Origin of the sequence: Micromonospora vinacea (genome assembly GCF_015751785.1) — a bacterium.
Lineage (GTDB): Bacteria > Actinomycetota > Actinomycetes > Mycobacteriales > Micromonosporaceae > Micromonospora > Micromonospora vinacea.
The window spans coordinates 3,315,044-3,338,141 of record NZ_JADOTY010000001.1 but is presented as its reverse complement, the minus strand read 5'-3'; the positions used below and the strand labels follow the sequence as shown (position 1 = coordinate 3,338,141).

General features: G+C 72.8%; 22 protein-coding genes and 3 tRNA genes. 10 read left to right on the top strand and 15 right to left on the bottom strand.

The window, feature by feature from the left end:
* Positions 1–203: 203 nt before the first annotated feature.
* Both IW249_RS15985 and IW249_RS15980 read left to right on the top strand, forming a co-directional pair.
* Complete coding sequence (locus tag IW249_RS15985; protein WP_196921493.1) at positions 204–1,049, top strand: helix-turn-helix domain-containing protein; 846 nt, start codon at positions 204–206, stop codon at positions 1,047–1,049.
* Between the two features lie 5 nt (positions 1,050–1,054).
* Positions 1,055–1,255, top strand: coding sequence for a DUF397 domain-containing protein (locus IW249_RS15980; protein ID WP_112582016.1), 201 nt, complete (start codon positions 1,055–1,057; stop codon positions 1,253–1,255).
* Positions 1,256–1,296: 41 nt separating this feature from the next.
* On the opposite strand, the gene IW249_RS15975 is transcribed toward IW249_RS15980, so the two are convergent.
* From IW249_RS15975 to IW249_RS15955, 5 genes are all read right to left on the bottom strand, one after another.
* Complete coding sequence (locus IW249_RS15975; protein ID WP_196921492.1) at positions 1,297–2,346, bottom strand: ROK family protein; 1,050 nt, start codon at positions 2,344–2,346, stop codon at positions 1,297–1,299.
* Between the two features lie 171 nt (positions 2,347–2,517).
* The gene (locus tag IW249_RS15970; protein ID WP_196921491.1) at positions 2,518–3,303 is read right to left on the bottom strand and encodes a putative protein N(5)-glutamine methyltransferase; all 786 of its coding nucleotides are present in this window, start codon (positions 3,301–3,303) and stop codon (positions 2,518–2,520) included.
* 144 nt (positions 3,304–3,447) lie between these two features.
* Positions 3,448–4,566 (bottom strand): cystathionine gamma-lyase, encoded by a 1,119-nt coding sequence (locus IW249_RS15965; protein WP_196921490.1) that lies wholly within the window; start codon positions 4,564–4,566, stop codon positions 3,448–3,450.
* 8 nt (positions 4,567–4,574) lie between these two features.
* Positions 4,575–5,582 (bottom strand): NAD(P)H-dependent glycerol-3-phosphate dehydrogenase, encoded by a 1,008-nt coding sequence (locus IW249_RS15960; RefSeq protein WP_196921489.1) that lies wholly within the window; start codon positions 5,580–5,582, stop codon positions 4,575–4,577.
* Positions 5,583–5,729: 147 nt separating this feature from the next.
* On the bottom strand, positions 5,730–6,467 hold the full coding sequence (locus tag IW249_RS15955; RefSeq protein WP_196921488.1) for a lysophospholipid acyltransferase family protein: 738 nt from the start codon (positions 6,465–6,467) through the stop codon (positions 5,730–5,732).
* A 128-nt stretch (positions 6,468–6,595) separates the two neighbouring features.
* Between IW249_RS15955 and cofC the strand changes: the two genes are divergently transcribed.
* From cofC to IW249_RS15930, 5 genes are read left to right on the top strand one after another with little or no spacing between them, the layout of a single operon-like run.
* Positions 6,596–7,243 carry a 2-phospho-L-lactate guanylyltransferase gene (cofC, locus tag IW249_RS15950; RefSeq protein ID WP_196921487.1) on the top strand — a complete coding sequence of 216 codons (648 nt, stop codon included), beginning with the start codon at positions 6,596–6,598 and terminating at the stop codon, positions 7,241–7,243.
* 50 nt (positions 7,244–7,293) lie between these two features.
* The gene (locus tag IW249_RS15945) at positions 7,294–7,491 is read left to right on the top strand and encodes a cold-shock protein (protein ID WP_030335323.1); all 198 of its coding nucleotides are present in this window, start codon (positions 7,294–7,296) and stop codon (positions 7,489–7,491) included.
* 54 nt (positions 7,492–7,545) lie between these two features.
* Positions 7,546–9,909, top strand: a complete 2,364-nt coding sequence (locus IW249_RS15940) for an RNA degradosome polyphosphate kinase (protein ID WP_196921486.1) — start codon at positions 7,546–7,548, stop codon at positions 9,907–9,909.
* Between the two features lie 24 nt (positions 9,910–9,933).
* Complete coding sequence (locus tag IW249_RS15935; protein ID WP_196921485.1) at positions 9,934–11,454, top strand: CYTH and CHAD domain-containing protein; 1,521 nt, start codon at positions 9,934–9,936, stop codon at positions 11,452–11,454.
* The gene (locus IW249_RS15930; protein WP_196921484.1) at positions 11,442–12,320 is read left to right on the top strand and encodes an NUDIX hydrolase; all 879 of its coding nucleotides are present in this window, start codon (positions 11,442–11,444) and stop codon (positions 12,318–12,320) included. Before IW249_RS15935 ends, IW249_RS15930 begins: the two co-directional genes overlap by 13 nt.
* A 27-nt stretch (positions 12,321–12,347) precedes the next feature.
* Here IW249_RS15930 and IW249_RS15925 read toward each other — a convergent pair whose 3' ends face one another.
* From IW249_RS15925 to leuC, 4 genes are all read right to left on the bottom strand, one after another.
* Positions 12,348–14,303 carry an endonuclease/exonuclease/phosphatase family protein gene (locus tag IW249_RS15925; RefSeq protein WP_196921483.1) on the bottom strand — a complete coding sequence of 652 codons (1,956 nt, stop codon included), beginning with the start codon at positions 14,301–14,303 and terminating at the stop codon, positions 12,348–12,350.
* A 162-nt stretch (positions 14,304–14,465) separates the two neighbouring features.
* The gene (locus tag IW249_RS15920; RefSeq protein WP_196921482.1) at positions 14,466–15,149 is read right to left on the bottom strand and encodes an HU family DNA-binding protein; all 684 of its coding nucleotides are present in this window, start codon (positions 15,147–15,149) and stop codon (positions 14,466–14,468) included.
* Between the two features lie 172 nt (positions 15,150–15,321).
* Positions 15,322–15,909, bottom strand: a complete 588-nt coding sequence (gene leuD, locus IW249_RS15915) for a 3-isopropylmalate dehydratase small subunit (protein WP_196921481.1) — start codon at positions 15,907–15,909, stop codon at positions 15,322–15,324.
* Between the two features lie 14 nt (positions 15,910–15,923).
* Positions 15,924–17,369 carry a 3-isopropylmalate dehydratase large subunit gene (gene leuC / locus IW249_RS15910; protein WP_196921480.1) on the bottom strand — a complete coding sequence of 482 codons (1,446 nt, stop codon included), beginning with the start codon at positions 17,367–17,369 and terminating at the stop codon, positions 15,924–15,926.
* Between the two features lie 49 nt (positions 17,370–17,418).
* On the opposite strand from leuC, the gene IW249_RS15905 reads away from it, so the two are divergent.
* Complete coding sequence (locus IW249_RS15905; protein WP_007456408.1) at positions 17,419–18,105, top strand: IclR family transcriptional regulator; 687 nt, start codon at positions 17,419–17,421, stop codon at positions 18,103–18,105.
* Between the two features lie 155 nt (positions 18,106–18,260).
* Here the strand turns inward: IW249_RS15905 and IW249_RS15900 are convergent.
* The 4 genes from IW249_RS15900 to IW249_RS15885 all read right to left on the bottom strand — a co-directional run bounded on the left by IW249_RS15900 (position 18,261) and on the right by IW249_RS15885 (position 19,711).
* Positions 18,261–18,333, bottom strand: a tRNA-Glu gene (locus tag IW249_RS15900).
* 187 nt (positions 18,334–18,520) lie between these two features.
* A tRNA-Glu gene (locus IW249_RS15895) sits at positions 18,521–18,593 on the bottom strand.
* A 134-nt stretch (positions 18,594–18,727) separates the two neighbouring features.
* Positions 18,728–18,799 (bottom strand) — tRNA-Gln (locus IW249_RS15890).
* A 108-nt stretch (positions 18,800–18,907) separates the two neighbouring features.
* Positions 18,908–19,711 carry a fumarylacetoacetate hydrolase family protein gene (locus tag IW249_RS15885; protein WP_196921479.1) on the bottom strand — a complete coding sequence of 268 codons (804 nt, stop codon included), beginning with the start codon at positions 19,709–19,711 and terminating at the stop codon, positions 18,908–18,910.
* Between the two features lie 174 nt (positions 19,712–19,885).
* On the opposite strand from IW249_RS15885, the gene IW249_RS15880 reads away from it, so the two are divergent.
* Both IW249_RS15880 and IW249_RS15875 read left to right on the top strand, forming a co-directional pair.
* Entirely contained in the window at positions 19,886–21,325 is a 1,440-nt protein-coding gene (locus tag IW249_RS15880; protein ID WP_196921478.1) for a hypothetical protein, read from the top strand.
* Between the two features lie 34 nt (positions 21,326–21,359).
* Positions 21,360–22,226 carry a 3-methyladenine DNA glycosylase gene (locus IW249_RS15875; RefSeq protein ID WP_196921477.1) on the top strand — a complete coding sequence of 289 codons (867 nt, stop codon included), beginning with the start codon at positions 21,360–21,362 and terminating at the stop codon, positions 22,224–22,226.
* A gap of 30 nt (positions 22,227–22,256) precedes the next feature.
* Here IW249_RS15875 and arfB read toward each other — a convergent pair whose 3' ends face one another.
* Both arfB and IW249_RS15865 read right to left on the bottom strand, forming a co-directional pair.
* Positions 22,257–22,682 (bottom strand): alternative ribosome rescue aminoacyl-tRNA hydrolase ArfB, encoded by a 426-nt coding sequence (gene arfB / locus IW249_RS15870; RefSeq protein WP_196921476.1) that lies wholly within the window; start codon positions 22,680–22,682, stop codon positions 22,257–22,259.
* A 34-nt stretch (positions 22,683–22,716) separates the two neighbouring features.
* Positions 22,717–23,013: a hypothetical protein gene (locus tag IW249_RS15865; protein ID WP_196921475.1), complete on the bottom strand. Its 297-nt coding sequence runs from the start codon at positions 23,011–23,013 to the stop codon at positions 22,717–22,719.
* Positions 23,014–23,098: the final 85 nt, after the last annotated feature.

The following is a 23,098-nucleotide window of genomic DNA, read 5'->3' as shown; positions in this document are numbered from 1 at the left end:
CGGGGCGGCACGCGACGATCGGGTACGGGGGAGAAACCCGATCGCCGCGCGCCCCATCCCCTCCGGTCGCTCACCACCACCGTCGCCACGACAACCGGCGGTGAGGACGCCATAACAGATTGACACGTGTACAGCCGTGAATGCAACTCTCATCGACGTTCTCTCATGCAGACGTTCCCGCAAATGTGTGCGACCATCGATGCATGGCTCCGAAGACCGCCCGTGCCCGCCGGCTCGGCATCGCCCTGCGTCACCACCGGGAAGCCGCCGGGCTGACGCTGGAGACCGCGGCGGATGAGATCAACAGCACCCGCAGCACCCTCTCCCGGTACGAGAACGCCCAGACCCTGATCACCCCGGCGACCGTGCGCGCCCTGCTCACGTCGTACGGGGTGGGCGCCGACGAGGTGGCCGCGGCGGTGCAGCTCGCCAAGGACGCCCGCAAGCCGGGCTGGTGGGTGTCGTACTCCTACGTGCTGGATCGGCGCACCATCGACTTCATCGCGCTGGAGGCCGAGGCGACCGCCATCGCCAACTTCGAGCCTTCGGTGGTGCCCGGCCTGCTACAGACCGCCGACTACGTCCGGGGCGTGATGCGGGGCGGGCCGCACACCCTCAGCGACGACATGGTGGAGCAGCGGGTCAAGGTCCGCCTCGACCGGCAACAGCGACTCACCGGCGAGAACCCTGCCATCTTCGACGCGATCATCGACGAGGGCGCGCTGCTACGCCCGGTCGGTGAGCAGTCGGTGATGAACGGGCAACTGCGGCACCTGGTCAAGATGGCCGAGCTGCCGAACATCAGCGTCCAGGTGATCCCACTCTCCGCCGGCTACCACCGGGGCACCCGGGGTTCCCTGCACATTCTCGAGTTCGCCGACCCGGAGGACCCGATCATCGCGTCGGTGGAGACCGTCGCGGGTCAGATGATCCTCGACCGCGCCGGTGAGACGCGTACCTGCACCAAGATCATGGAGCATCTCCGAAGCGTGGCGCTCAGCCCGGCGGACAGCCGCGAGATGCTCCTGTCAGTCCTGAAGGGACGGTAGGACCGATGACCCCGATGATCACAGCGGCCTTGGCCGCGGCGCGGTGGCGCAAGAGCAGCCGCAGCGGCGACGAAGGCGCCTGCGTGGAGGTGGCCGCGATCCCGCGGCTCGTGGCCGTCCGCGACTCCAAGGACCCGGCCGGCCCGGCCCTGCTGTTCCCAACGGCGGCCTGGGCCGCCTTCGCCCAGGCGCCGCCCCAGCGCTGACCAGAGACGCCGAGCCGGCGCGGGTCGTGGCCCGCGCCGGCTCAGGCAACCAGCGGGCGGGGCTCCGGAACGGCGCGCAGCGCCTCCAGCGCGGCGATCGCGACGCCCCGGGCACCGGCCATGTCCCGGTCCGGCACCAACGCGAAGGTGGCCACCGCCGCCTGCTCCTCGCGGAGCACCGTGTGCTCGCGAACCGTCGCCAGGAACCAGTCGCGGAACTCCGGTGCCGCCTCCACCACCCCGCCGCCGACGAAGTACGCGTGCGGGTCGGTGAAGTTCGCAGCGACTGTGAACAGCCGCCCCAACGCCATCGCCTGCTGGGTGAAGAGCTCCCGCGCGAGGGCGTCCTTCCGCTCGCCGTACCCCCGGACCAGCTTGGCCGCCCGGGCCACCGGCTCGGCGGCGAGCGGGTGGTCCGGGTACCGGGTCAGCCAGTACGGCAGCAGGTTGCGTTCGATGCCGGTCAGCGAGGCGACGCTCTCGACATCACCGGTGAAGCCGCAGGCGCAGGTGGGTTCCGGCTGACCCGGACCGAGCAGCCCGCTCAGCGGGATGTGCACGTGGCCCAACTCCCCCGCCATCCCGGCCGCACCGGCGATCACCCGACCGCTCTCGACCACACCCCCGCCGAGGCCGGTGCCCACGATCGCGGACACCGACGAGCGGTTCATCGCGTCGGCGCCGAAGTGGAGGTGGTGCGCGTACAGCGCTGCCGCGTTGCCGTCGTTGTGATAGATCACCGGCAGACCGAGCCGCCGTTCCAGCGCCCCTCGTACGTCGAAGCCGCGCCAGGCCGGCTGGGAGAAGTTGGTGGAGCCCCGCGACGAGATGACGCCCTCGGCGCTGGCCGGGCCGGGCGTGTCCAACCCGACCGCCTGGACCAGGTCACGCGGCACGCCGGTCTGCGCCAGGGCGCCGTCCAGCGCCCGCGCCAACGCCTCGATCGCCGCCTCCGGCCCGGACCGCACCTCGCTGGGGATCTCCAACAGCCCGTCCACCAGGAAGCGGCCGTCCACCGTCAGCACGGTGGCGTTGTTGCTGGTGCCGCCGTTGTCCAGCCCGACGACCACCGGCACCCCTGCGCTGCCCACCGAAACCACCTCCCGCCGTCGTGAGTGTGAGCCGAGGCTAGTGCCAACCCCTCTCCCCCGCCACGCCTGGCCCGCCCGGCAGCTCCCAACCGTCGATCAAGGAGTTGTGGTGGGGGATGAAATACCTGGTATGGCGCTTATCGGGCACCACAACTCCATGATCGACTCGGGTCAGGGGAGGCGGGCGAAGACGGCGGTGGCGTCCAGGTCTTCGTCGTGGCGCACTGTTGGCAGCAGGCCGGCCGCGCCGAACGCGTTGCAGAGTGTGTCGACCTGGGTGGTGCCGGCCTCGACCACCAGGTGACCGCCGGGGGCCAGCCAACCGGCCGCGTCGACACCCACCCGGCGCAGCACGGAGAGCCCGTCCGGGCCGCCGTCGAGCGCCACCGGGGCCTCGTGCAGTCGCGCCTCCGGCGGCATCAGCGCGACCGCGTCGGTCGGCACGTACGGGGCGTTGGCGACCACCAGATCCAGCCGACCCCGCCACCGCCGGGGCAGCGGCGCGAAGAGGTCACCCTCGTACACCTCGGCGTTCAACCCGGCGACGTTGCGGCGCGCGCAGGCCACCGCCGCCGGATCGATGTCGGCGGCGGCCAGCCAGCGCGGCGCGAGCCGGTGCGCCAGCGCGACAGTGGTGGCCCCGGAGCCGCAGCACAGGTCGACAACGGCCGGCGCCGCGCCGGTCAGCTCGGCCGCCACCTCGACCAGCAGGGCGGTGCGGGCCCGGGGCACGAAGACGCCCTCGTCGACGGCGATCCGCAGGCCGCAGAACTCCGCCCAGCCGAGCAGGTACTCCAACGGTTCACCGGCCACCCGGCGGTCGGTCAGCTCGACCAACGCCGCCGGGGTGTGCGCGGCGGCCAGCAGCAGCTCGGCCTCGTCCTCGGCGTAGACGCAACCGGCGGCGCGCAGCCGGCGTACGAGGGCAGGACGGTCGGTGGGGAACGGTGGTGCCATGGGAATCCTCCGGGGAACGCTCGCCGGCGCTCCCGCGGCCGCTATCGCGGCAGGGACACGGGAGGAAGCGCCGGTCCTGTCTGTTGGCGGATCGGACTCACCTCCTCCGGTCGTGGCCGCCGGTGCGGCCGCCGACACCCTAACTCAGACCGGGCCGGTGGCGTCGAGCGCGGCGGCGATGTCAGCCACCAGGTCCGCGGTGTCCTCCGCGCCGCAGGAGAGCCGGACGAAGCCGGGAGCGGTGTCGTCGCCCCACTGCGCCCGCCGGTCCGCAGTGGTGTGCAGGCCACCGAAGGAGGTCGCGGCCGCCACCAGCCGGGCGGCCTCGACGAACCGGCCCACCCGGTCGGCGTCGCCCAGGTCGAACGAGAGCACCCCCGGTATCCGGCGCATCTGCGCCGAGGCCACCGGGTACGCGGGGTCGTCCGTCCGCCCCGGCCACCGCAGGCCGGTCACGTCCGACCGGCCGGCGAGCAGGTCGACGACCGCGGCGGCGTTCGCGCTCTGCCGGGCCAGCCGCAGGTCGAGAGTGGCCAGTGACCGGTGGGCCAGCCAGGCGTCGAACGCGCCCGGAACCGCCCCGGTGGTGGTCCGCCAGGTCGTCACCGCGTCGATCAGCTCGGCGGACCGGCTGGCCAGGTAGCCCAGCAGCAGGTCGGAGTGGCCGGTGAGCGCCTTCGTGCCGGAGGCGACCACCAGGTCGGCACCGAGATCCAGCGGGCGCTGACCGAGCGGGGTGGCGGTGGTGTTGTCCACAGCGAGCAGCGCGCCGTCGGCGTGCGCCCGCTCGGCCAGGGCCGCCACGTCGACGACGTCCAGGCCCGGGTTGGCGGGCGTCTCCACCAGCACCAGCCGGACGCCCTCGAAAGACGGGTACGGCCCGACGGTCGGCACGAACAGCACCCGGACGCCGATCGCCTCCAGCACATTGGTGGCGAACGCCCGGACCGGGAAGTATCCGTCGGTGGGGAGCACCACCGTGTCCCCCGGCCGCAGCAGTGTGAGCAGCAGGCCGGTGATGGCCGCCTGACCGGTCGAGAAGACCCGGCAGTCACCGCCCTCCAACTCGCCCACCGCCGCCTCCAGCAGCCGCCGGGTCGGGTTGTCGGGGCGGCCGTAGCCGTTCGGCGACGTGCCCTGACCCTCGAACGGGTCGAGGTGGTACGGCGCGGCGAAGACCGGCCCGGGCAGGAACGGGTCCCCCGGTGCCGGCTCGGGCAGGCCGGCGCGGACGCAGCGGGTGCCGTCTCCCCACTCGTTCATCGGGTTCCTCACTCGTACGACTCGGGTTTGGCGGTGCGGCTCATCAGGGTCTCCACGGCGAGGCGCGGGTCCATCCCCTCGTGGCAGATCCGCTCGACGTGCTCGGTGATCGGCATCTCCACGCCGTGCGCCCGGGCCAGGTCGCGGATCGCCAGGCAGCTCTTCACGCCCTCGGCGGTCTGCCGGGTGGCGGTCTGGGCCTGCTCCAGCGTCTCGCCCCGGCCAAGGTGCTCCCCGAAGGTGCGGTTGCGGGCCAGCGGGGACGAGCAGGACGCGACCAGGTCACCCATACCGGCGAGGCCGGCGAAGGTGATCGGGTCCGCGCCGAGCGCCACGCCCAGCCGGGCCGTCTCGGCCAGCCCACGGGTCATCAGCATGGCCCGGGTGTTGTCGCCGAAACCCATCGCGGTGGCGATGCCGTACGACAGGGCGATCACGTTCTTGACCGCCCCGCCCAGCTCACAGCCGATCACGTCGTCGTTGGTGTAGGGGCGCAGGTACGGCGTCCGGATCGACGACTGGACGAGCGTGGCGCGGGCACTGTTCGTGCCGGCGACCACTGTCGCGGCGGGCTGCTCGGCGGCGATCTCCGGGGCCAGGTTCGGGCCGGACACGACGACCACCCGGTCCGCGGCGACCCCGGCGGTCTCCACGATGACCTCGCTCATCCGCTTGGTGGTGCCCAGCTCGATGCCCTTCATGAGCGACACCAGGGTGGAATCCGGGTGGAGGTGCCCGGCCCATTCGGCGAGGTTGCCGCGCAGGGTCTGCGACGGCACGGCCAGCACCACCACCTCGGCGCCGGTGATCGCCTCGGCGGCGTCGGCGGTGGCGGTGACGCGCGCCGGCAACAGCAGGTCTGGCAGGTACTCCGGATTGCGGCGCTCGGTCCGGATGCACTCGGCGACCGGCGCCCGGCGGGCCCACACCGTCACGTCCCGCCCCGCGTCCGCGAGGATCTTGGCGAACGCGGTGCCCCAGGAACCGGCACCGAGCACCGCGACGTGACCGTTCATGCCACCGCTCCGCTTCGCTCCGCGGCGGCCTGAGCGACACCGCTACTGAGCCGGATGCTTCGCTCGCTCATGCCACCGCTCCGCTTCGCTTCGCGGCGGCCTGAACGGCACCACTGCCGAGCCCGATGATTCGCTCGCTTCGCTCGCTCATGCCGCTTCGTCCCGCGGCTCGCGGCCGACGGAGGACCGGGCCGGTCGCTCCCACAGTGGCGGCGGGGTACCGCCACGGATCTCGGCGAGCATGTCCCGCAGCCGCAACATGATGGTGTCCGTCATCTCCTCGAGGGTGGCCCGGGTCGGCTGGGCGTCCGCCCACCGGCTCAGGTCGATCGGCTCCCCGGCGGCAACGGTCACCGGGATCCGGGGGCGCAGGCTGACACGGGTCGTCCGCGGGTCGAAGATCCGTTCCGGCCCCCACATCACCACCGGTACGACCGGGGCGCCGGTGGCCAGGGCCAGCCGGGCCGCACCGGTCTTGGCCTTCATCGGCCAGAGCTCCGGCTGTCGTGTGGTGGTGCCTTCAGGGTAGATCACGACCGCGCCGCCCTCGTCGAGCGCGGCGACCAGTGCGTCCAGCGAGCGGACGGCGTCCACGCTGCCCCGCTCGACCGGGATCTGCCGGCACCGGTGCAGAATCCAGCCGACCACCGGCACCCGGAACACGCTGGCCTTGCCCAGGTACTGCGGCCAGCGCCCGGAGTCGTAGATGAAGTGCGCAGACACCAGCGGGTCGGCGTGTGAGATGTGGTTCGCCACGATGATCACGCCACCGTCGCGGTGGAGATGCTCCTGACCACGCCAGGTACGCCGGGTCCAGACGGTCATCACCGGCTTCACCAGCCCCACGGCGAACCGTTGCCAGAACCCCAGCCTCCGCCGTGCCACTGTGCCTCCTCGTCGCGCCCCAACCCCGCCGCGAAATCCCGCCCGCGACACCCGCAGCGGAAATCATGCCTGCTCGCCCCCGGTACGGCCAGCGAGGGGCCCGTCGTCCGGCTGGCAGGATTGCGGACGTGAGTCAGCCGAGGTGGGCCGTGGTGGTGCCGGTGAAGCGGCTGGCCGTGGCCAAGAGCCGGCTGCGGGGCGCGCTGCCCGGCGTACCGCATGAGGAGTTGGCGCTGGCCCTGGCAGCCGACACGCTCCGCGCGGTGCTGGCCTGCCCGGCGGTCGCCGAGGCCCTGGTGGTGACCGACGACGACCGGGTGGCGGCGGCGGCGCGGGCCGCCGGCGCGCGGGTGCTGCCGGACGAACCGGACGCCGGCCTGAACGCCGCGTTCCGGCACGGGGCGGCGGGGGCCGCCGCCGGATGGGTGGCCGGGATCACCGCAGACGTGCCGGCGCTGCGCCCGGCCGAGCTGGCCGGCGCGCTGCTCGCGGCGCAGAACGGCCGACCCGGGGTACGCCGGTTCCTGCCGGACGCACCCGGCGGGGGCACTGTGCTGCTCACCGCCGGGCCGGGCGTGCCGCTGGATCCGCGCTTCGGGGTGGGCTCGGCGGTCGCGCACGCGGCGAGCGGGGCGCTGCCGCTCGACGGCGACTGGCCCAGCCTGCGCCGGGACGTGGACACCGCAGCGGACCTGGCCGCCGCCGCCCGCCTCGGGCTGGGACCGCGCACCGCCGCCCTCGTGGCCGCCGGTCGCCCCGCCCGCGCCGCCGGCTGAGCTTGCCTGGCCCGCTCCGCGGGCTGAACCCCCGGGTGTACGGTGCCAGCATGCAGGGCACGGTGGCCAGCTACGACGCGGCGACGCGCAGCGGTGTCCTGCTGCTCGACGACGGCACCGAGATGCGCTTCCCCGCCCGGGCCTTCGACGCCTCCGGGCTGCGACTTCTCCGGCTCGGCCAGCGGGTCCGCATCGACACCGATCCCGACGGCGAGGTCGTCCGGGTGACATTGCCGACGATGATCTGACCCGGCGAGCCCAAGTTCATTTTGCGTTTACCGTAATCGGGTGATTATGAGCGGGTGAGCACCCCTCGCGAGCAACCCGCCCACCCGCCCGCCACCGACCTCCGCAACGGCTCCCGTACGCGCGGCACCGATGGGCGCTTCCGCCCGTCCCGCGCCGAACACGCCAGCGCCGCCCGCGCCGACACGCTCGCCGACGATCCCGGCGCCGCCTCCTCCGGGCTGGACGAGGTCATCGACCCCGCCCCGACGATCGAGTCGGACGGCCCTGCCGCCGGTGACGTCCACCCGGTCCTGCCGGACGACCTGCCGGCCAGCGCCGGGCAGGAGGACGACGACGAGCCCTCGGCGGCCCCGCCGCTGCCGGAGGACCGGTTCCTCAACCGGGAGCTGTCCTGGCTCGACTTCAACGCCCGGGTGCTCACCCTGGCCGAGGACCAGCGCACCCCCCTGCTGGAACGGGCCAAGTTCCTGGCCATCTTCGCGAGCAACCTCGACGAGTTCTACATGGTGCGCATCGCCGGGCTGAAACGGCGGCTCTCCGCCGGCCTGCCGGTGCGCGGCGGGGACCGGCTGCCGCTGCGTACGCAGCTGGAGCGGATCGCCGAGCGGACCGCCGCCCTGGGTGCCCGGCACGCCGCCTGCTTCGTCGACGACGTGCTGCCCAAGCTGGCCGACGAGGGCATCCGCATCCTGCGCTGGGGCGAGTTGGGCGACGGCGAGCGGGAGCGGCTGCGCACCTACTTCCGGGAACACATCTTCCCGGTGCTGACCCCGCTCGCTGTGGACCCGGCGCACCCGTTCCCGTACATCTCGGGTCGGTCGCTGAACCTGGCGGTGGCGGTCCGTGACCCGGACGGCGGTTCGGAGCTGTTCGCCCGGGTGAAGGTGCCCAACAACGTCCCCCGCTTCGTCCGGGTGGACCGGGACCAGCCGGGCGTCCGGATGTTGCCGGTGGAGGACCTGATCTCGGTGCACCTGGGGCAGCTGTTCAGTGGCATGCAGGTGGTCGAGTGCCACCTGTTCCGGGTCACCCGCAACGCCGAGGTGGAGGTCGACGAGGACCGCGACGAGGATCTGCTCCAGGCCCTGGAGCGGGAGCTGGCCCGGCGACGGTTCGGCCCCCCGGTCCGGCTGGAGGTGGCCGCGTCCATCTCCGACCACATGTTGGAGCTGCTCGTCCGCGAGTTGGACATGGACGACCAGGACGTGCTGCGGGTGCCCGGCCTGCTGGACCTGTCCGCGCTGTGGCAGGTCTACGGCGAGGCGGACCGGCCGGACCTGAAGGACCCGCCGTTCGTGCCGGCCACCCACCCCCGGCTCGCCGAGGGTGAGGTGCCGCGCAGCGTCTTCTCCACACTGCGCGACGGGGACATCCTGGTGCACCACCCGTACCACTCGTTCGCCACCAGCGTGCAGCGCTTCATCGAGCAGGCAGCGGCCGACCCGAACGTGCTGGCCATCAAGCAGACCCTCTACCGGACCAGCGGCGATTCCCCGATCGTCGACGCGCTCGTCGACGCGGCCGCCGCCGGCAAGCAGGTGGTGGTGCTGGTGGAGGTGAAGGCCCGCTTCGACGAGGTGGCCAACATCGGCTGGGCCCGCACGCTGGAACGCGCCGGCTGCCACGTGGTGTACGGCCTGGTCGGCTTGAAGACGCACTGCAAGACCGCGCTGGTGGTCCGGCAGGAGGGCAACCAGATCCGTCGCTACTGCCACATCGGCACCGGCAACTACCACCCGAAGACGGCCCGACTGTACGAGGACTTCGGCATGCTCACCGCCGACCCGGAGATCGGCGCCGACCTCACCGACCTGTTCAACGTGCTCACCGGGTACAGCCGGCAGACCGCGTACCGGCGGTTGCTGGTCGCCCCGCAGGGCATCCGCAGCGGCCTCATCGAGCGGATCGAGCGGGAGATCTCGCACGTCCGCCTGGGCATGCCCGGCCTGGTCCAGTTCAAGGTCAACTCTCTGGTCGACGAGGGGGTGACCGACGCGCTGTACCGCGCCTCCCAGGCCGGCGTCCACGTCGACCTGCTCATCCGGGGCATGTGCACGCTGCGCCCCGGGGTGCCGGGGTTGTCGGAGAACATCCGGGTCCGCTCGATTCTCGGCCGGTTCCTGGAACACTCCCGGGTCTTCCGGTTCGGCAACAACGGCGCGGCCGAGTTCTGGATGGGCTCGGCCGACCTCATGCACCGCAACCTGGACCGTCGGGTGGAGGCGCTGGTGCAGGTGACCGACCCGATCGCCCGCGCCGAACTGGACCATGTGCTCACCGCCGCGATGAGCCCCGACGTGGACGCGTTCGAGCTGGCCGGCGACGGGACCTGGACCCGGCGTACCGGCGGTGACAACGCCCCCCGGGCCCATCTGCAGGAACTGCTGCTGCGCCGCGTCGGTGGCACGGCCAGCTGACCGCGCAGCGCATAGGCTGAGCTGATGGTCGAGGAGGAGCAGAAGTACGAGGTGGACGACGCCTACGTGCTGCCGGACCTGGCCGGCACGGCCCCGGCCGGCGGCCGGGTCCGGGCCCTGCCACCGGTGACGCTTGTCGCCCGCTACCTCGACACTGTCGACCTGCGACTGGCGCGGGCCGGTGCCTCGCTGCGCCACCGCCGGGGTGACGAGCTGCCCTGGACTGTGAAACTGCCGACCGGGACGCCGGGCGTCCGGCACGAGATCTCCCGTCCCGGGCCGAAGGGGCAGCCGCCTCCGGAGCTGGTGGAGTTGGTCACCGTCCTGCACCGGGGAGCGCCGCTGGCCCCGGTGACAGTGGTGCGGACGGTGCGGCACGCGTACGAGGTGTGTGACCGGGCCGGCACCGTCCTGGCCGAGGTGGTGGACGACCGGGTCACGGTGCTCGACGACGCCGGCGCCACCACCGACACGTTCCGCGAGGTGGAGGTGGAGCTGAAGGCCGGCGACCGGAAGCTGCTCGACCGGGTCGGCGAGGTGCTGCGCGAGGCCGGCGCCCAGGGCGGGTCGTTCACGCCGAAGCACGTACGGGCGCTGGGCGCGACCGCGCAGGCCGATCCGGACCTGGTCGCGCCGGCCGGGCTGCCCGACGAGCCGACCGCCGGTGACGTGGTGACCGAGGCGGTCCGCAAGGAGATCCGCCGGCTGTTGGCGCACGACCCGCTGGTCCGGCTGCGCGCCCCGGCCGCCGGCGGCGACACCGCCGTGCACCAGATGCGCGTGGCCTGTCGACGCCTGCGCAGTGATCTGCGCACCTTCAAACCGTTGCTGCGCAAGACCTGGTCCGGCCCGCTGCGCACCGAGCTGCGCTGGTTGGCCGGTGTTCTCGGCGCGGCCCGCGACGCCGAGGTGCTGCGCGCACGACTGCGTCGCACCGCCGACGCCGATCCGCTGAGCCCGCTGGACCGGGGCGCTGTGGACCGGCTCGACGAGGTGCTCGCCGCACGGCAGCGGCAGGCGCTCGCCGCCATCGACGAGACGCTGCGCTCCGCGCGCTACCTGGCCCTGGTGGATTCTCTGGTGCTGGCCGCCCGCGCCCCCCGACTCACCCGCCGGGCGTCCGCCCCCGCGGCGGAGGCGCTACCCGCGCTGGTGGCGCGCCCGTGGCGGCGGTTGACCGGGCCGGACGGCGTCGACGGGCTCGACGCGCAGTCGCCGGACGACCACTGGCACGCCGTTCGCAAGGAGGGCAAGCAGGCCCGGTACGCGGTCAACGCGGTGGCCCCGACGGTCGGCAAGGCGGCACGCCGGCTGTCCCGCGCCCTCGCCCAGGTGCAGGACGTGCTCGGCGAGCACCAGGACGCGGCGGTGGCGGCGGACACCTGGCTGGAGATCGCCGCCGAGCGACCGGACGACCACGAGCTGGCGGTCACCGCCGGGCGGCTGGCCGAGCGGGAACGCCTGTCGGTACGCCGGACGCGGGCTCTCCTCCCGGCCGCCTGGCACCGGGCCACCCGACGCCGGCGCACCAGTTGGCTGCCGTGACGGGGATCCGGGCGGCCGGCGGGGTGGCCTGGCGGCCGACCGCCGACGGCGTGCACGTCTGCGTGGTGCACCGCCCCCGCTACGGCGACTGGACGCTGCCGAAGGGCAAGCTGGAGCCGGGCGAGCACGCGCTGGCCGCGGCGGTCCGTGAGGTGGCCGAGGAGGCCGACGTGCGGGGCGTGCCGCAGGTGCGGCTGCCGTCGGTGCGGTACCGCAGCGAGGGGCAGCCCAAGCTTGTCGACTACTGGTCGATGCTCGCGGTGGCCAGTGGCGGTTTTCAACCGGGCACCGAGGTGGACGACATCCGCTGGCTCGCTGTGGACGACGCGATCCGGTTGGTCAGCTACCCCCACGACGCCGAGGTGCTGGCGGCGTTCGCCGCGCTGCCGTCGGTCACGGCGACTGTCGCGGTGGTCCGGCACGCGCACGCCGGTAAGCGGGCCACCTGGTCCGGCCCGGACGTCGGACGCCCCCTCGACGCCGAGGGGTGGGCCCAGGCGAGCACGCTGGCCGGGCTGATCGCCCTGATCCGACCGGCCCGGCTGGTGTCGGCGTCGCCGCGACGGTGCGTGCAGACACTCGACCCGGCCGCCACGTTGCTCGACCTGCCGATCGAGGTCTGCGGCGACCTGGACGAGCCACAACCCGGCCAGCAGAGCGACGAGCAGATCCTGGCCACCGCAGCCCGGCTGCTGGAGTTGGCCGGCACCGGTGGGCAGTCGGCGGTGTGCAGCCAGGGCAAGGTCCTGCCGGGCGCCCTGGAGCGGCTGACCGGCCGCACCGACGAGGACTTCACCACGCCGAAGGGCGGCGGCTGGCTGCTCGCCTTCGCCGCCGACCGGCTGCTGGCCACCGATCGCCTGTAGGGCCCCGGTTCGACGGGCCCGGCTCCGTCAGCGGGGCGGCAGGGTCACTGTGACCGCGACCGGCAGGTGGTCGCTGGCCGTGCTGCGCGGCGCGACCGGATCGCCGGGGGTCAGGCCGGGCGAGACGAAGATGTGGTCGATCTGCTGGCGCGGGTCGTCCGCCGGGCTGGTCGCCAGCGGTCGGGCGGCCGCCAACGCGTCGACCAGGCCGGCGTCGGCGAACTCCGCGAACGCCTCGTCGCCCGGCTCGGTGTTCAGGTCACCCGCCACCACCAACGGCCGACCGGCCGCGTACCGGGTGGCGAAGTCGGCGACCGCGCGGGCCTGGACCACCGGACCCTTGCCGGGCGGCGGTTGCAGATGGGTGCTGACCACTGCGGTACGGACACCGTCGCCGAGGTCCAGTGTCACGGCGAGGGCCTGCGCCCCGGTGGGCGCGCCGACGGCGGCCAGCGGCAGGGTCCGCGGATCGCGTACCGGCCAACGGCTGAGCACCGCGTCACCCCAGACGGGATCGGCGGCCGGCCCGAAGACGTACGGCATACCGAGCCGGTCGGCCAACAGGTCCAGGGTGTCGTGCCCGCCGTTGAGCAGCCAGGCCCGGTCCACCTCGCTGAGCAGCACCACGTCGGGCCGTTGCCGCTCGACGACCTCGGCGAGGCCGGTCAGGTCGAACCGGCCGTCCAGCCCGAACCCCATCCGGATGTTGTACGCCACCACTGTCAACCGTTCCGGCGGGCCGTCCCGGTTGCTGGCCACCGGCACCTCGTCGGCGAGCACCGGTGCCAGCAGGGCCAGCGCGGTGACCGCGGCGGCTGCCCGGAGCGGCGGAAACGGCCCGGGAAGCCGGTGGACGACGGGACGGGCGGTGAACGCCACGGCGGCGATCAGCACGGCCACCACCACCGGCACCACCGCGTTGGGGTAGCCGAGATCGTAGGCCGAGTAGTACCCGACGGCCCCCAGCGCGAAGACGAGCATGCCGGCGGTGACCGCGTACCCCCGCCGGGAGGCGCTGGTGCCGGCGCTCGCGGTGTCGCTGTCCGGGTGGTTGCCGTCGTCGGTCAGGGCCAGGCAGGCGCCGAGGCCCACCGCAGCGAGCAGGACGGCGGGCAGGAGCAGGTCGCCCCGGTCGCTGGCGAACAGCACCGCGCCAGCGATCAGTGCCACCGGTCCGTACGCTCGGCCCCACCCGCGAGGCGGCCGGGTCAGCGCGGCGCCCAGGAACCCGGCGACCGCCACCGGCACCGGTGCCAGGCCGAACAGCGGCGACCGAGCCACACCGTCCCCGGCGACCAGGTACGACATCCCGGTCCGGGCCAGTGCCGGTGACAGCGCCACCATTCCGGCCAGCAGCAGCGCCGGCCCGGCCAACAGCCAGGCCCGACCACCACCAGGGCCGGCAGGGGCGTCAGCGGGGCCCACAGGGGCGTCAACGGGGCCAGCGAGGGCGTTACCCGCACCGCCGTGCCGGCCGGATCGCGCCGCCGTGCCGGCCAGGAACACCGCCACCGCGACGGCGCTGAGCAGCCACGCCACCCAGTCACCCCGCCAGACCAGGTCGACGGTGTCCAGCACCGCGTGCACTGCCGCGTTGACAGCCAACCCCAACGCCAACCCCGGGACCGGGCGGTCGGTGTCGGCGGCGACGCCGACCAGCCAGACCAGCCCGGCGAGCAGACCGGCGGTAGCCAGCCAGAGCTGCGTACGTCCGCCGGGGGCGGCGGTGAGCGTGAGCCGTGCGACGGCGAGCGCGACAGCGGCGGCGACAGTGACCGGGCGTGCTCCGACCCGGCGGACCACGGCGGGTGCGCCCATCGCGAGCACGAACCAGCCGAGGGCGAACGCCCCCATCAGCTCGGCCGGGGTGGACGCCGCCTGACCGAAGATGGTGATGATGCCGGGTAGCCAGACCCGCAGCACGTCGATGAGGAGGAGCACACCCAGCGCGAGCGTGCCGGTGGTGACCTGGCGGTAGCGCACCGGCGCCCCATTTCCCGTCGGCGTGCCGGCGGAGGGGTGGCCGGCACGGCGATTCTGCGCGAGCACGGCAACCCGGTCAACGGTTCCCGTACGCCGAGAGACCGTTCCGGTACGCCGCAAGGGCGCCCACCCACTGGTGGACGCCCTTGCGGTACGGGTCGGTCAGCGCTTGCTGGCCGCCTTCTTGGCCGGAGCCTTCTTCGCCGGCGCCTTCTTGGCCGCCGTGCTCTTGCTCGCCGCCGCGGTGGTCTTCTTCGCCGCGGTCGACCGGGTCGCGGCGGTGGTCTTCTTCGCCGCGGTGGTCTTCTTGCTGGCGGCCGTCTTGGTCGCCGTGGTGCTCTTGCTCGCCTTGGCCGGGGCGGTCTTCTTGCTGGCGGCCGTCTTGGTCGCCGTGGCGGTCTTGCTCGCCTTGGCCGGGGCGGTCTTCTTGCTGGCCGCCTTCGCCGTGGTCGCCTTGGTGCCCGCCGCCTTCGCGGTGGCCGCCTTGGTGCCGGTCGCCTTCGTGCCCGCCGCCTTGGCCGTGGCGGTGCTGGTGGTGGCCTTCTTCGTCGCCACCGTGGCCTTCGGCACCTTGCCGCTGGCCACCATTTCCTTGAACCCGGCGCCGGGGCGGAAGGTCGGGACTGACGTCTTCTTGACCTTCACCGCCTCGCCGGTACGCGGGTTGCGCGCTGTTCGCGCGCCACGCACACGCTTTTCGAATGCTCCGAATCCGGTGATCGCCACCTTCTCGCCCTTGGTGACCGCCGCCTGGACCTCGGTGAGGACCGCGTCGAGCGCGGCCGTCGCCATCTTCCGGTCCCCCAGGCGAACGGCGAGCGCCTCGATGAGCTCGGCCTTGTTCACGACTTCCTCCCGATTGTGCAACTGACTCGTCGCGAGCCATTCTGCGCGCACGGTATGCCCTGTGCTGCCGGGACACAAACATTCGGTAGAAAAAAGCCCTTGTGTCGCAACGGATTCACCCCCACCGGATGGCCCGATGGGGGTGAAATCCGCTGTGCGAGCGGCCTAACGGCTATGCCACGGAGGGCAGGAACGGCAGTCTGCGCGCCTCGTAGGAGTCGATGTCGGCGGCGTGGCGGAGGGTGAGTCCAATGTCGTCGAGGCCCTCCAGGAGGCGCCAACGGCTGAAGTCGTCCAGCGGGAACGACCAGCTCGCGTCCCCCGCCCGCAGTTGGCGGGCGGTCAGGTCGACGGTCACCGGAGTCGTCGGATCCGCCTCGATCAGGTCCCACAACTCTTCGACGGCTTTCAATTCCAACTCGACCGGCAACAGACCTTCCTTGAGGGCGTTGCCGCGGAAGATGTCACCGAAGCGCGGGGCCACCACCGCGCGGAAGCCCCAGTCCCGTAGCGCCCAGACGGCGTGCTCCCGGGAGGAGCCGGTGCCGAACTCCGGACCGGCGATGAGGATCGACGCCCCGGAATAGTTTTCATCGTTGAGCACGAATGCCGGATCTTCCCGCCAGGCGCTGAACAGCCCGTCGGCGAAGCCCGTCCGGGTCACCCGCTTGAGGTACACGGCGGGGATGATCTGATCGGTGTCCACGTTGGACCGGCGCAGCGGCACGGCGGTGCCGGTGTGGGTGGTGAACTTGTCCATCTCGTCGGTCCCTTCTACAGGTCGGCGGGGGCGGCCAGCCGGCCGACCACGGCGGTGGCGGCGGCCACCGGCGGCGAGACCAGGTGGGTACGCCCACCCCGGCCCTGACGGCCCTCGAAGTTGCGGTTCGAGGTGGAGGCGGAGCGCTCGCCCGGCTTCAGCGTGTCGGGGTTCATCCCCAGACACATGGAGCAGCCGGCGAACCGCCACTCCGCCCCAGCGTCGGCGAAGACCTTGTCCAGCCCTTCGGCCTCGGCGGCCTCGCGCACGGCGGCGGAGCCGGGCACCACGAGCATCCGGACACCGTCGGCGACCCGGTGGCCCCGCAACACGTCCGCGGCGGCCCGCAGGTCCTCCAGGCGGCCGTTGGTGCAGGACCCCACGAAGACCACGTCGATGGGCAGCTCCCGCAGCGGGGTGCCGGGGCGCAGGTCCATGTACTCCAGGGCCCGGCGGGCGGCGGTGCGCTCCGAGTCGGTGGTGAACTCCTCCGGGTCCGGCACCGGGGCGCTCAGCGGGGCGCCCTGCCCGGGGTTGGTGCCCCAGGTGACGAACGGGGTGATCCGGCTGGCGTCCAGGGTCACCTCGGCGTCGAAGCGCGCGCCCTCGTCGGTGGGCAGCGTCCGCCACCACGCCACCGCCGCGTCCCAGTCCGCGCCCTGCGGCGCGTTCGGTCGACCCTTGAGGTACGCGAAGGTGGTCTCGTCCGGCGCGATCATGCCGGCCTTGGCGCCCCACTCGATGGACATGTTGGCGATGGTCATCCGCCCCTCCATGGAGAGGGCGCGGATCGCCTCGCCGCGGTACTCGACGATGTGCCCGCGACCGCCACCCGTGCCGACCTGCGTGATCAGCGCGAGCACCAGGTCCTTGGCGGTCACGCCGGGCGCGAGGCGGCCGGTGACGTTCACGGCCATCGTCTTCGGCCGGCTCTGCGGCAGCGTCTGGGTGGCCAGTACGTGCTCCACCTCGCTGGTGCCGATGCCGAAGGCGAGAGCGCCGAAGGCGCCGTGGGTGGCGGTGTGCGAGTCGCCACAGACGATCGTCAGGCCCGGCTGGGTGAGACCGAGCTGCGGGCCGATCACGTGCACGATGCCCTGGTTGTCGTCGCCGAGCGGGTGCAGCCGCACCCCGAACTCGGCGCAGTTGCGGCGCAACGTCTCGATCTGCGTACGCGACGTGGGGTCCGCGATGGTGAGCAGGTCACCACGGCGGAGGCGGAACGCCGGGTCGGCGTACCCGGTCGGGGTGTTGTGGTCCTCGGTCGCGAGGGTCAGGTCGGTACGACGCACCCGGCGCCCGGCGAGCCGCAGCCCGTCGAACGCCTGCGGGCTGGTCACCTCGTGCAGCAGGTGCAGGTCGATGAAGAGCAGGTCCGGCTCACCGGCGGCGGACCGTACGACGTGCGCGTCCCAGACCTTCTCGGCCAGGGTCCTCGGCTCAGGAGTGACTCCCACCATCTGGACATCCTAAATTCTGGGAGGTAAGTTTCGGCTTGTGGGACACAGTATGAGCGGTGTCGGCGTTCTCGACAAGGCGGTGGTCATCCTGGCCGCCTGCGTGGACGGCGCCAGCCTGGCCGAACTCGTCGAACGCACCAAGCTGCCCCGGGCCACAGCACATCGCCTGGCCCAGGCCCTGGAGATCCACCGAATGCTGGTGCGGGACACCCAGGGCAGATGGCGGCCCGGCCCCCGCCTGGGCGAGCTGGCCAACGCCGCACCGGACGTTCTGCTGACCGCCGCCGAGCCACTGCTGGCCGCGCTGCGCGACGCCACCGGTGAGAGCGCCCAGCTCTACCTGCGCCGCGCGGACGAGCGGATCTGCGTGGCGGCGGCGGAACGCGCCAGCGGTCTACGGGACACAGTTCCGGTCGGTTCGGTGCTGCCGATGACTGCAGGCTCCGCGGCCCAGATCCTGCTCGCCTGGGAGCCGCCCGAGGCGGTGATGCCGCTGCTGCCGCGCAGCAAGTTCACCGGCCGCACCCTCGCCGAGGTACGCCGTCGCGGCTGGGCGCAGAGCGTCGCCGAGCGGGAGGCCGGTGTGGCGAGCGTCTCCGCCCCGATCCGCGACCGTACCGGCCGGGTCATCGCCTCGGTCAGCATCTCGGGCCCGATCGAGCGCCTGGGCCGCCGCCCCGGCGAACGCCACGCCATGGCCGTAGTAAGAGCCGGCCAACGCCTATCCGGCCTCTAACCCCGCCCCCGGTCCCCCCACCCGCTTTTCCCCGGTTGATCATGAGGTTAACGCCAGCGACATCGGCGTGTCGTGACCGCTAACCTCATGATCAACGGGAGGTGTGTGGGCAACGAGAAAGGCTCATCTCGCTTGGCGAGATGAGCCTTTGGTTGTAGCCCCGACCGGATTCGAACCGGCGCTACCGCCTTGAGAGGGCGGCGTCCTGGGCCGCTAGACGACGGGGCCAGAACTTTTCCGTTCACCACCCTCGCGGGCGGTGCGACTGTAGTCTAGCGGCACCGTACCCGGGCACGAGCGCGGGGTGCGCCGTCGCCCGAGGGCCCGGCAGCAGACCGGAACGACCCCGGCGGCGGACCCGGGACGCGGACACGAAACAGCCCGCCTCACCAGGTGAGACGGGCTGTACACGATGTAGCCCCGACCGGATTCGAACCGGCGCTACCGCCTTGAGAGGGCGGCGTCCTGGGCCGCTAGACGACGGGGCCAGAACAACTTTTGCTCCCCCACCTCAGCGGCGGAGGAGCTGTACTCTACCGAAGACCGCCCTCCGCCCCCGAAGGGGCGGAGTCGAACTCCGTCAGAATCCAGCGTCTGGAAATTCTCGCGAATTCCAGCAGCGCTGGGGTACCAGGACTCGAACCTAGACTAACTGAACCAGAATCAGTCGGGCTGCCAATTACCCCATACCCCATTGGCCCCTTGCGGCGCCGGGAGTGAACTTTACCCTCCCGGTGCCGGCAGGCCAAATCCGATCCCCCCGAACCACCCGTGAGCTGCGGAAACAGGGGCATCAGACGGATCAGGCGACGGGAACCACCGGGTTGGTGAGCTCGCCGATGCCGTCGATCCGCACGGTGACCGTATCCCCCTCGACAAGCTGGCTAACCCCGGCCGGAGTGCCGGTGAGAACGACGTCGCCGGGCAGCAGGGTCATCACGTGCGAGATGTACGACACCAGACCCGGCACGTCGAAGACCATGTCCTTCGTCCGGCCGAGTTGGCGTACCTCCATCTCCTCCGGGTTGCGACCCACCTCACAGCGGATCTCCAGGTCGGAGACGTCCAGCCCGGTGGTGATCCACGGGCCGATCGGGCAGAACGAGTCGAAGCCCTTGGCCCGGGTCCACTGCCCGTCCGAACGCTGGAGGTCCCGAGCGGTGACGTCGTTGGCGCAGGTGTAGCCGAAGATGGCGCGTTCGGCGGCGGCCCGGTCGGCGCGGCGCGCACCCGGCGCCCCGATCACGACCGCCAGTTCCGCCTCGTGCTCGACCTGCTTCGAGAAGATCGGCAGTCGGATGGCGTCCCGGGGACCGATCACCGAGGTGGACGGCTTGAGGAACAGCAGCGGCTCCCTGGGCACCTCGTTGCCGAGTTCGGCGGCGTGGTCGGCGTAGTTGCGACCGACGCAGACGACCTTGCTGGGCAGGATCGGCGAGAGCAGCCGGACGTCGGAGAGGGCCCAGCGGGCCCCACTGAAGGAGAGGTTGCCGAACGGGTGGCCCTCGATCTCGGCGATGGTCAGGCCCTGCGGCCCGGCCTCCGGTTCGCCTTCGACGGCACCGAACGACATTCCCTTGGCATGGGCAAAACGAGCGATACGCACCCGGCCAATCTAGCCCCGCCGGCGCCCCAACCGGCCAGGACCGGCGGTCCGGTGTGCTCAACCCGTCACCGCGCGGCACCCTACCGGAGCTGGAGGTGACCGGGGCGGACTTCTCGACTTCGTACCCGCACGGAGGCGACTCGCCCCTAGCGTCGGCTCCGGAGGTTCGTTCGTATGCCTGCATCGACACGACACCACAGAGCCCTCGCAGTGTTCGTGCACTGCCTCGGCATCCTCGCCGCCGTGCCGGCCCTGCCGACGGCGGCTCCGGAGGCGGCGGCCGCGCCACGACCACCGGCCGCCACGCCACGACCAACGGCCGCCGCACCAGGGCCACCGGCCGCCACAGCAGCACCAGCGGCCACCCGGCCGCCGGTGGCGATGGTCGCTCGGGTGACCGAGCCCACCCCGCCCTCGGCGCCGCCGGCGATCGCACCGCCTTCCCGGGCACCGGCGTCGGCGCCCCCGCAACAGGTCACGGTGGCGGTCGCGACGGAGAGCAGCCCGGCACCGAGGTACCGGATCCAGGTGCGCAACGTGAGCAACTCGCCGCTGGAGACCACAGTGCGTCAGGAACTGCCGCCCGGTTCGTCGACGACGGCGATCAGCGGTGGTGGCCGGTCCACCCCGGCCGGCGGATCGGCCACCGAGGTCACCTGGCGGTTGCGACTGCCCGCGCACAGCACCACCACGCTGGGCACCGCGCTCACCGCTACCGCGCCGGGCCGCCCGCTGACCGCGCCGACCTGTGCGTTCACCAGTGACGGCAGCCGGCCGTACGACTGCGCCACGGCCACCTGGCAGGCGGCAGCGGCACCAGCGGCCGAGGTGACCGAGGCGCCGCCGTGGCGCCGCTACCCGGTGCTGCTCGCCGGACTGGCGGCCCTGCTGCTGATCAGCGCCGCCCTGGTGTGGGTGTGGCGACGTCGGCGCGGGCGTCGGGTGACGGCTGCCGCACTCGCCACCGGCGGCGGAGCCGAGCGTGGCCCCGGAGCCGAGGTTGGCCGCGGGACGATCTATCCCCGACCGGCGGCCCCGAGCCCGGTGCGGCGTCGGCGTACCCCGCCGGTCTGGATGTTGGTGGGCGCCGCCGTCGTGGTGCTGGCCGGTGTGGTCGGCACCGCGGGTTGGACGGCGACCCGGCAGGTCGCGGCGATCGACACGCAGAAGCAACCCACCAGCGGCGCGTGGAGGGGCACCGGGGTCACCGGGTCGCTGGGCGTGCCGTTGCGCGAGTCGGCGTTCGAGTTCACCGTGTACCGGATGACCTGCGGCGCGCCCGGCACCGCAAGGAAGGCCGACGGTGGCGGTGCCGCACCGGCCAACGGCCGACGCTGCGAGGCCACCGTTGGCGTGCGCAACGTCACCGGCGACCACCAGCCCTGGCACAGCGAGCTGCAACGGGCGTACCTGCCGGGCGGCCGCTGGGTGAGCACCGACGAGTCGGCCACCCGGATGGCGAACCTGGGCCGGGACGTCTTCGCCGACCCGATGGCGGCGGGCACCCGGATGGTGCTCCCGCTGGTCTTCACAGTCGACGGGCGGGATCCGCCCCGGCAGTTGGAGCTGCGCAGCGGGGTGTTCTCCGCCGGAGTCCGGGTGCAGATGCCCTGACCGGTGTGCGGGCGGCGGTCGTACCCTGGGGTGCGTGACCGCCGCCCTTGCCCCCGCCGTGCTCGACGCGGCGCAGTGGCAGGCCCGCCGGCGGGCCCACGAGGAGCGGGTGGACGTCTGGCTGACCCCGCACCTGGCCCGGCGACGACGCGGTGAGCGGCATCCGGTGGCCGACTTCCTGTTCACCTACTACTCGCACCGCCCGGCCCAGCTGCGTCGCTGGCATCCGGGGCCGGGGGTCGAGCTGCGGGACGCCGATCCGGCCGAGTTCGGCCGCGACTACCGCGCCGGCACCGCAGGGGTCACCCTCGACACCGATGGGGTACGCGCGCGGCGCGGCGAGTCGATCGCCTGGATCCGCTCCCTGCTGGCGGCGACGCGGGGACGGGCGCCGCACTTCGGCTGCTTCGGGATGCACGAGTGGGCGATGGTCTACCGGCAGACCCGGGAGGAGCTGCGGCACAACGCCTGGCCGCTGCGGCTGAGCGCGGAGCGCACCGCCGAGGTCGTCGAGGAACGGGGCGTGCGGTGCAGCCACTTCGACGCGTTCCGGTTCTTCACCCCGCCGGCCCGCCCGTTGAACCTGCTCACCCCGACCCGGGAGACGCAGCACGCGCACGAGCAGCCGGGCTGCCTGCACGCCAACATGGATCTGTACAAGTGGGCGTACAAGTTGTCGCCGTTGGTCTCCTCGGAGCTGGTGGCCGATGCCTTCGACCTGGCCCGGGACATCCGCACGCTGGACATGCGGGCCAGCCCGTACGACCTGGCGGCACTCGGCTACCCGCCGGTGCGTGTGGAGACTCCGGACGGCCGGGCGGAGTACGCGGCGGCGCAGCGCGGGTTCGCCGAGCGGGCCGCGGTGCTGCGCGACCGGCTGCTCGCCGCCGTCCCGGACTAGTCGCCGTCCCGGGCTGGTCGTCGTCCCGGATCAGTCGTCGTCGGCGCGGCGGTCCCGTTTGCGCTGGGACTGGCGTTTCTTCTCGGCGAGCCGGCGTTCCTTGGCCCCACGGGACGGGCGGGTCGCCCGGCGGGCCGGCGGTGGTGGTGCCGCGGCCTCTCGCAGCAGGGCGGTCATCCGGGCCCGGGCCGCCTCCCGGTTGGCAAGCTGGGCCCGGTGTTCGCTGGCGGCGATCGTCAGCACCCCGTCGACCAGGCGGTTGGCCAGCCGGGCCAGCGCCCGCGGCCGCAGCCAGTCGGGCACCGCTGGGGAGTTGGCCACGTCGTAGCTCAGCTCGACCCGGGAGTCCGCGGTGTTGACCCCCTGCCCGCCCGGCCCTGACGAGCGGGAGAAGCGCTCCCGTAGCTCTCCGGCGGGGACGACCCACCGGTCGGTCACCCGCAGTCCGTCGTCCACGCCCCGAGGCTAACCCGCGACGACCCGCCGGGGGCTATCGGTGCGGAGGCTCACTCTGCGTCGGCGACTGGCTGGGCGCCGGCCCGGCGGTCTCGTCGTCGGAGCCGACGGCCGCGTACGCCACGGCGCCGAAGAGCAGCACCCCGATCACCGCGGCCTTCACGGCGACGCCGCGGATCAGGGACCAGGCGCCCCGGCGGGCGCCTGGCACCGATTTCTTGACGGTCTGGTAATCGTTCCACCCGCGTCGTGCCCGGGCGTACGCCGACCCCACTGCACATCCGATGACCAGGCCCACCAGCAGGAGGACCGTGAGAAGAGGACGCTCCACCTCCGCCAGTATCCATACCGAGCGTAATATTTCCATGCTCCGATGCTGTCCGGCCGGATATCTGACAGTGGCAGCCCCGGTCAGG

Bases quoted from the DNA above. Each gene is read 5' to 3' on its own strand.
- IW249_RS15905 (WP_007456408.1), top strand. From the start codon at position 17,419: ATGAGCGGTGTCGGCGTTCTCGACAAGGCGGTGGTCATCCTGGCCGCC.
- IW249_RS15960 (WP_196921489.1), bottom strand. From the start codon at position 5,582: ATGAACGGTCACGTCGCGGTGCTCGGTGCCGGTTCCTGGGGCACCGCG.
- IW249_RS15980 (WP_112582016.1), top strand. From the start codon at position 1,055: ATGACCCCGATGATCACAGCGGCCTTGGCCGCGGCGCGGTGGCGCAAG.
- IW249_RS15965 (WP_196921490.1), bottom strand. From the start codon at position 4,566: ATGAACGAGTGGGGAGACGGCACCCGCTGCGTCCGCGCCGGCCTGCCC.
- IW249_RS15945 (WP_030335323.1), top strand. From the start codon at position 7,294: ATGCAGGGCACGGTGGCCAGCTACGACGCGGCGACGCGCAGCGGTGTC.
- IW249_RS15985 (WP_196921493.1), top strand. From the start codon at position 204: ATGGCTCCGAAGACCGCCCGTGCCCGCCGGCTCGGCATCGCCCTGCGT.
- IW249_RS15935 (WP_196921485.1), top strand. From the start codon at position 9,934: ATGGTCGAGGAGGAGCAGAAGTACGAGGTGGACGACGCCTACGTGCTG.
- IW249_RS15880 (WP_196921478.1), top strand. From the start codon at position 19,886: ATGCCTGCATCGACACGACACCACAGAGCCCTCGCAGTGTTCGTGCAC.
- leuD (WP_196921481.1), bottom strand. From the start codon at position 15,909: ATGGACAAGTTCACCACCCACACCGGCACCGCCGTGCCGCTGCGCCGG.
- IW249_RS15970 (WP_196921491.1), bottom strand. From the start codon at position 3,303: ATGGCACCACCGTTCCCCACCGACCGTCCTGCCCTCGTACGCCGGCTG.
- leuC (WP_196921480.1), bottom strand. From the start codon at position 17,369: ATGGTGGGAGTCACTCCTGAGCCGAGGACCCTGGCCGAGAAGGTCTGG.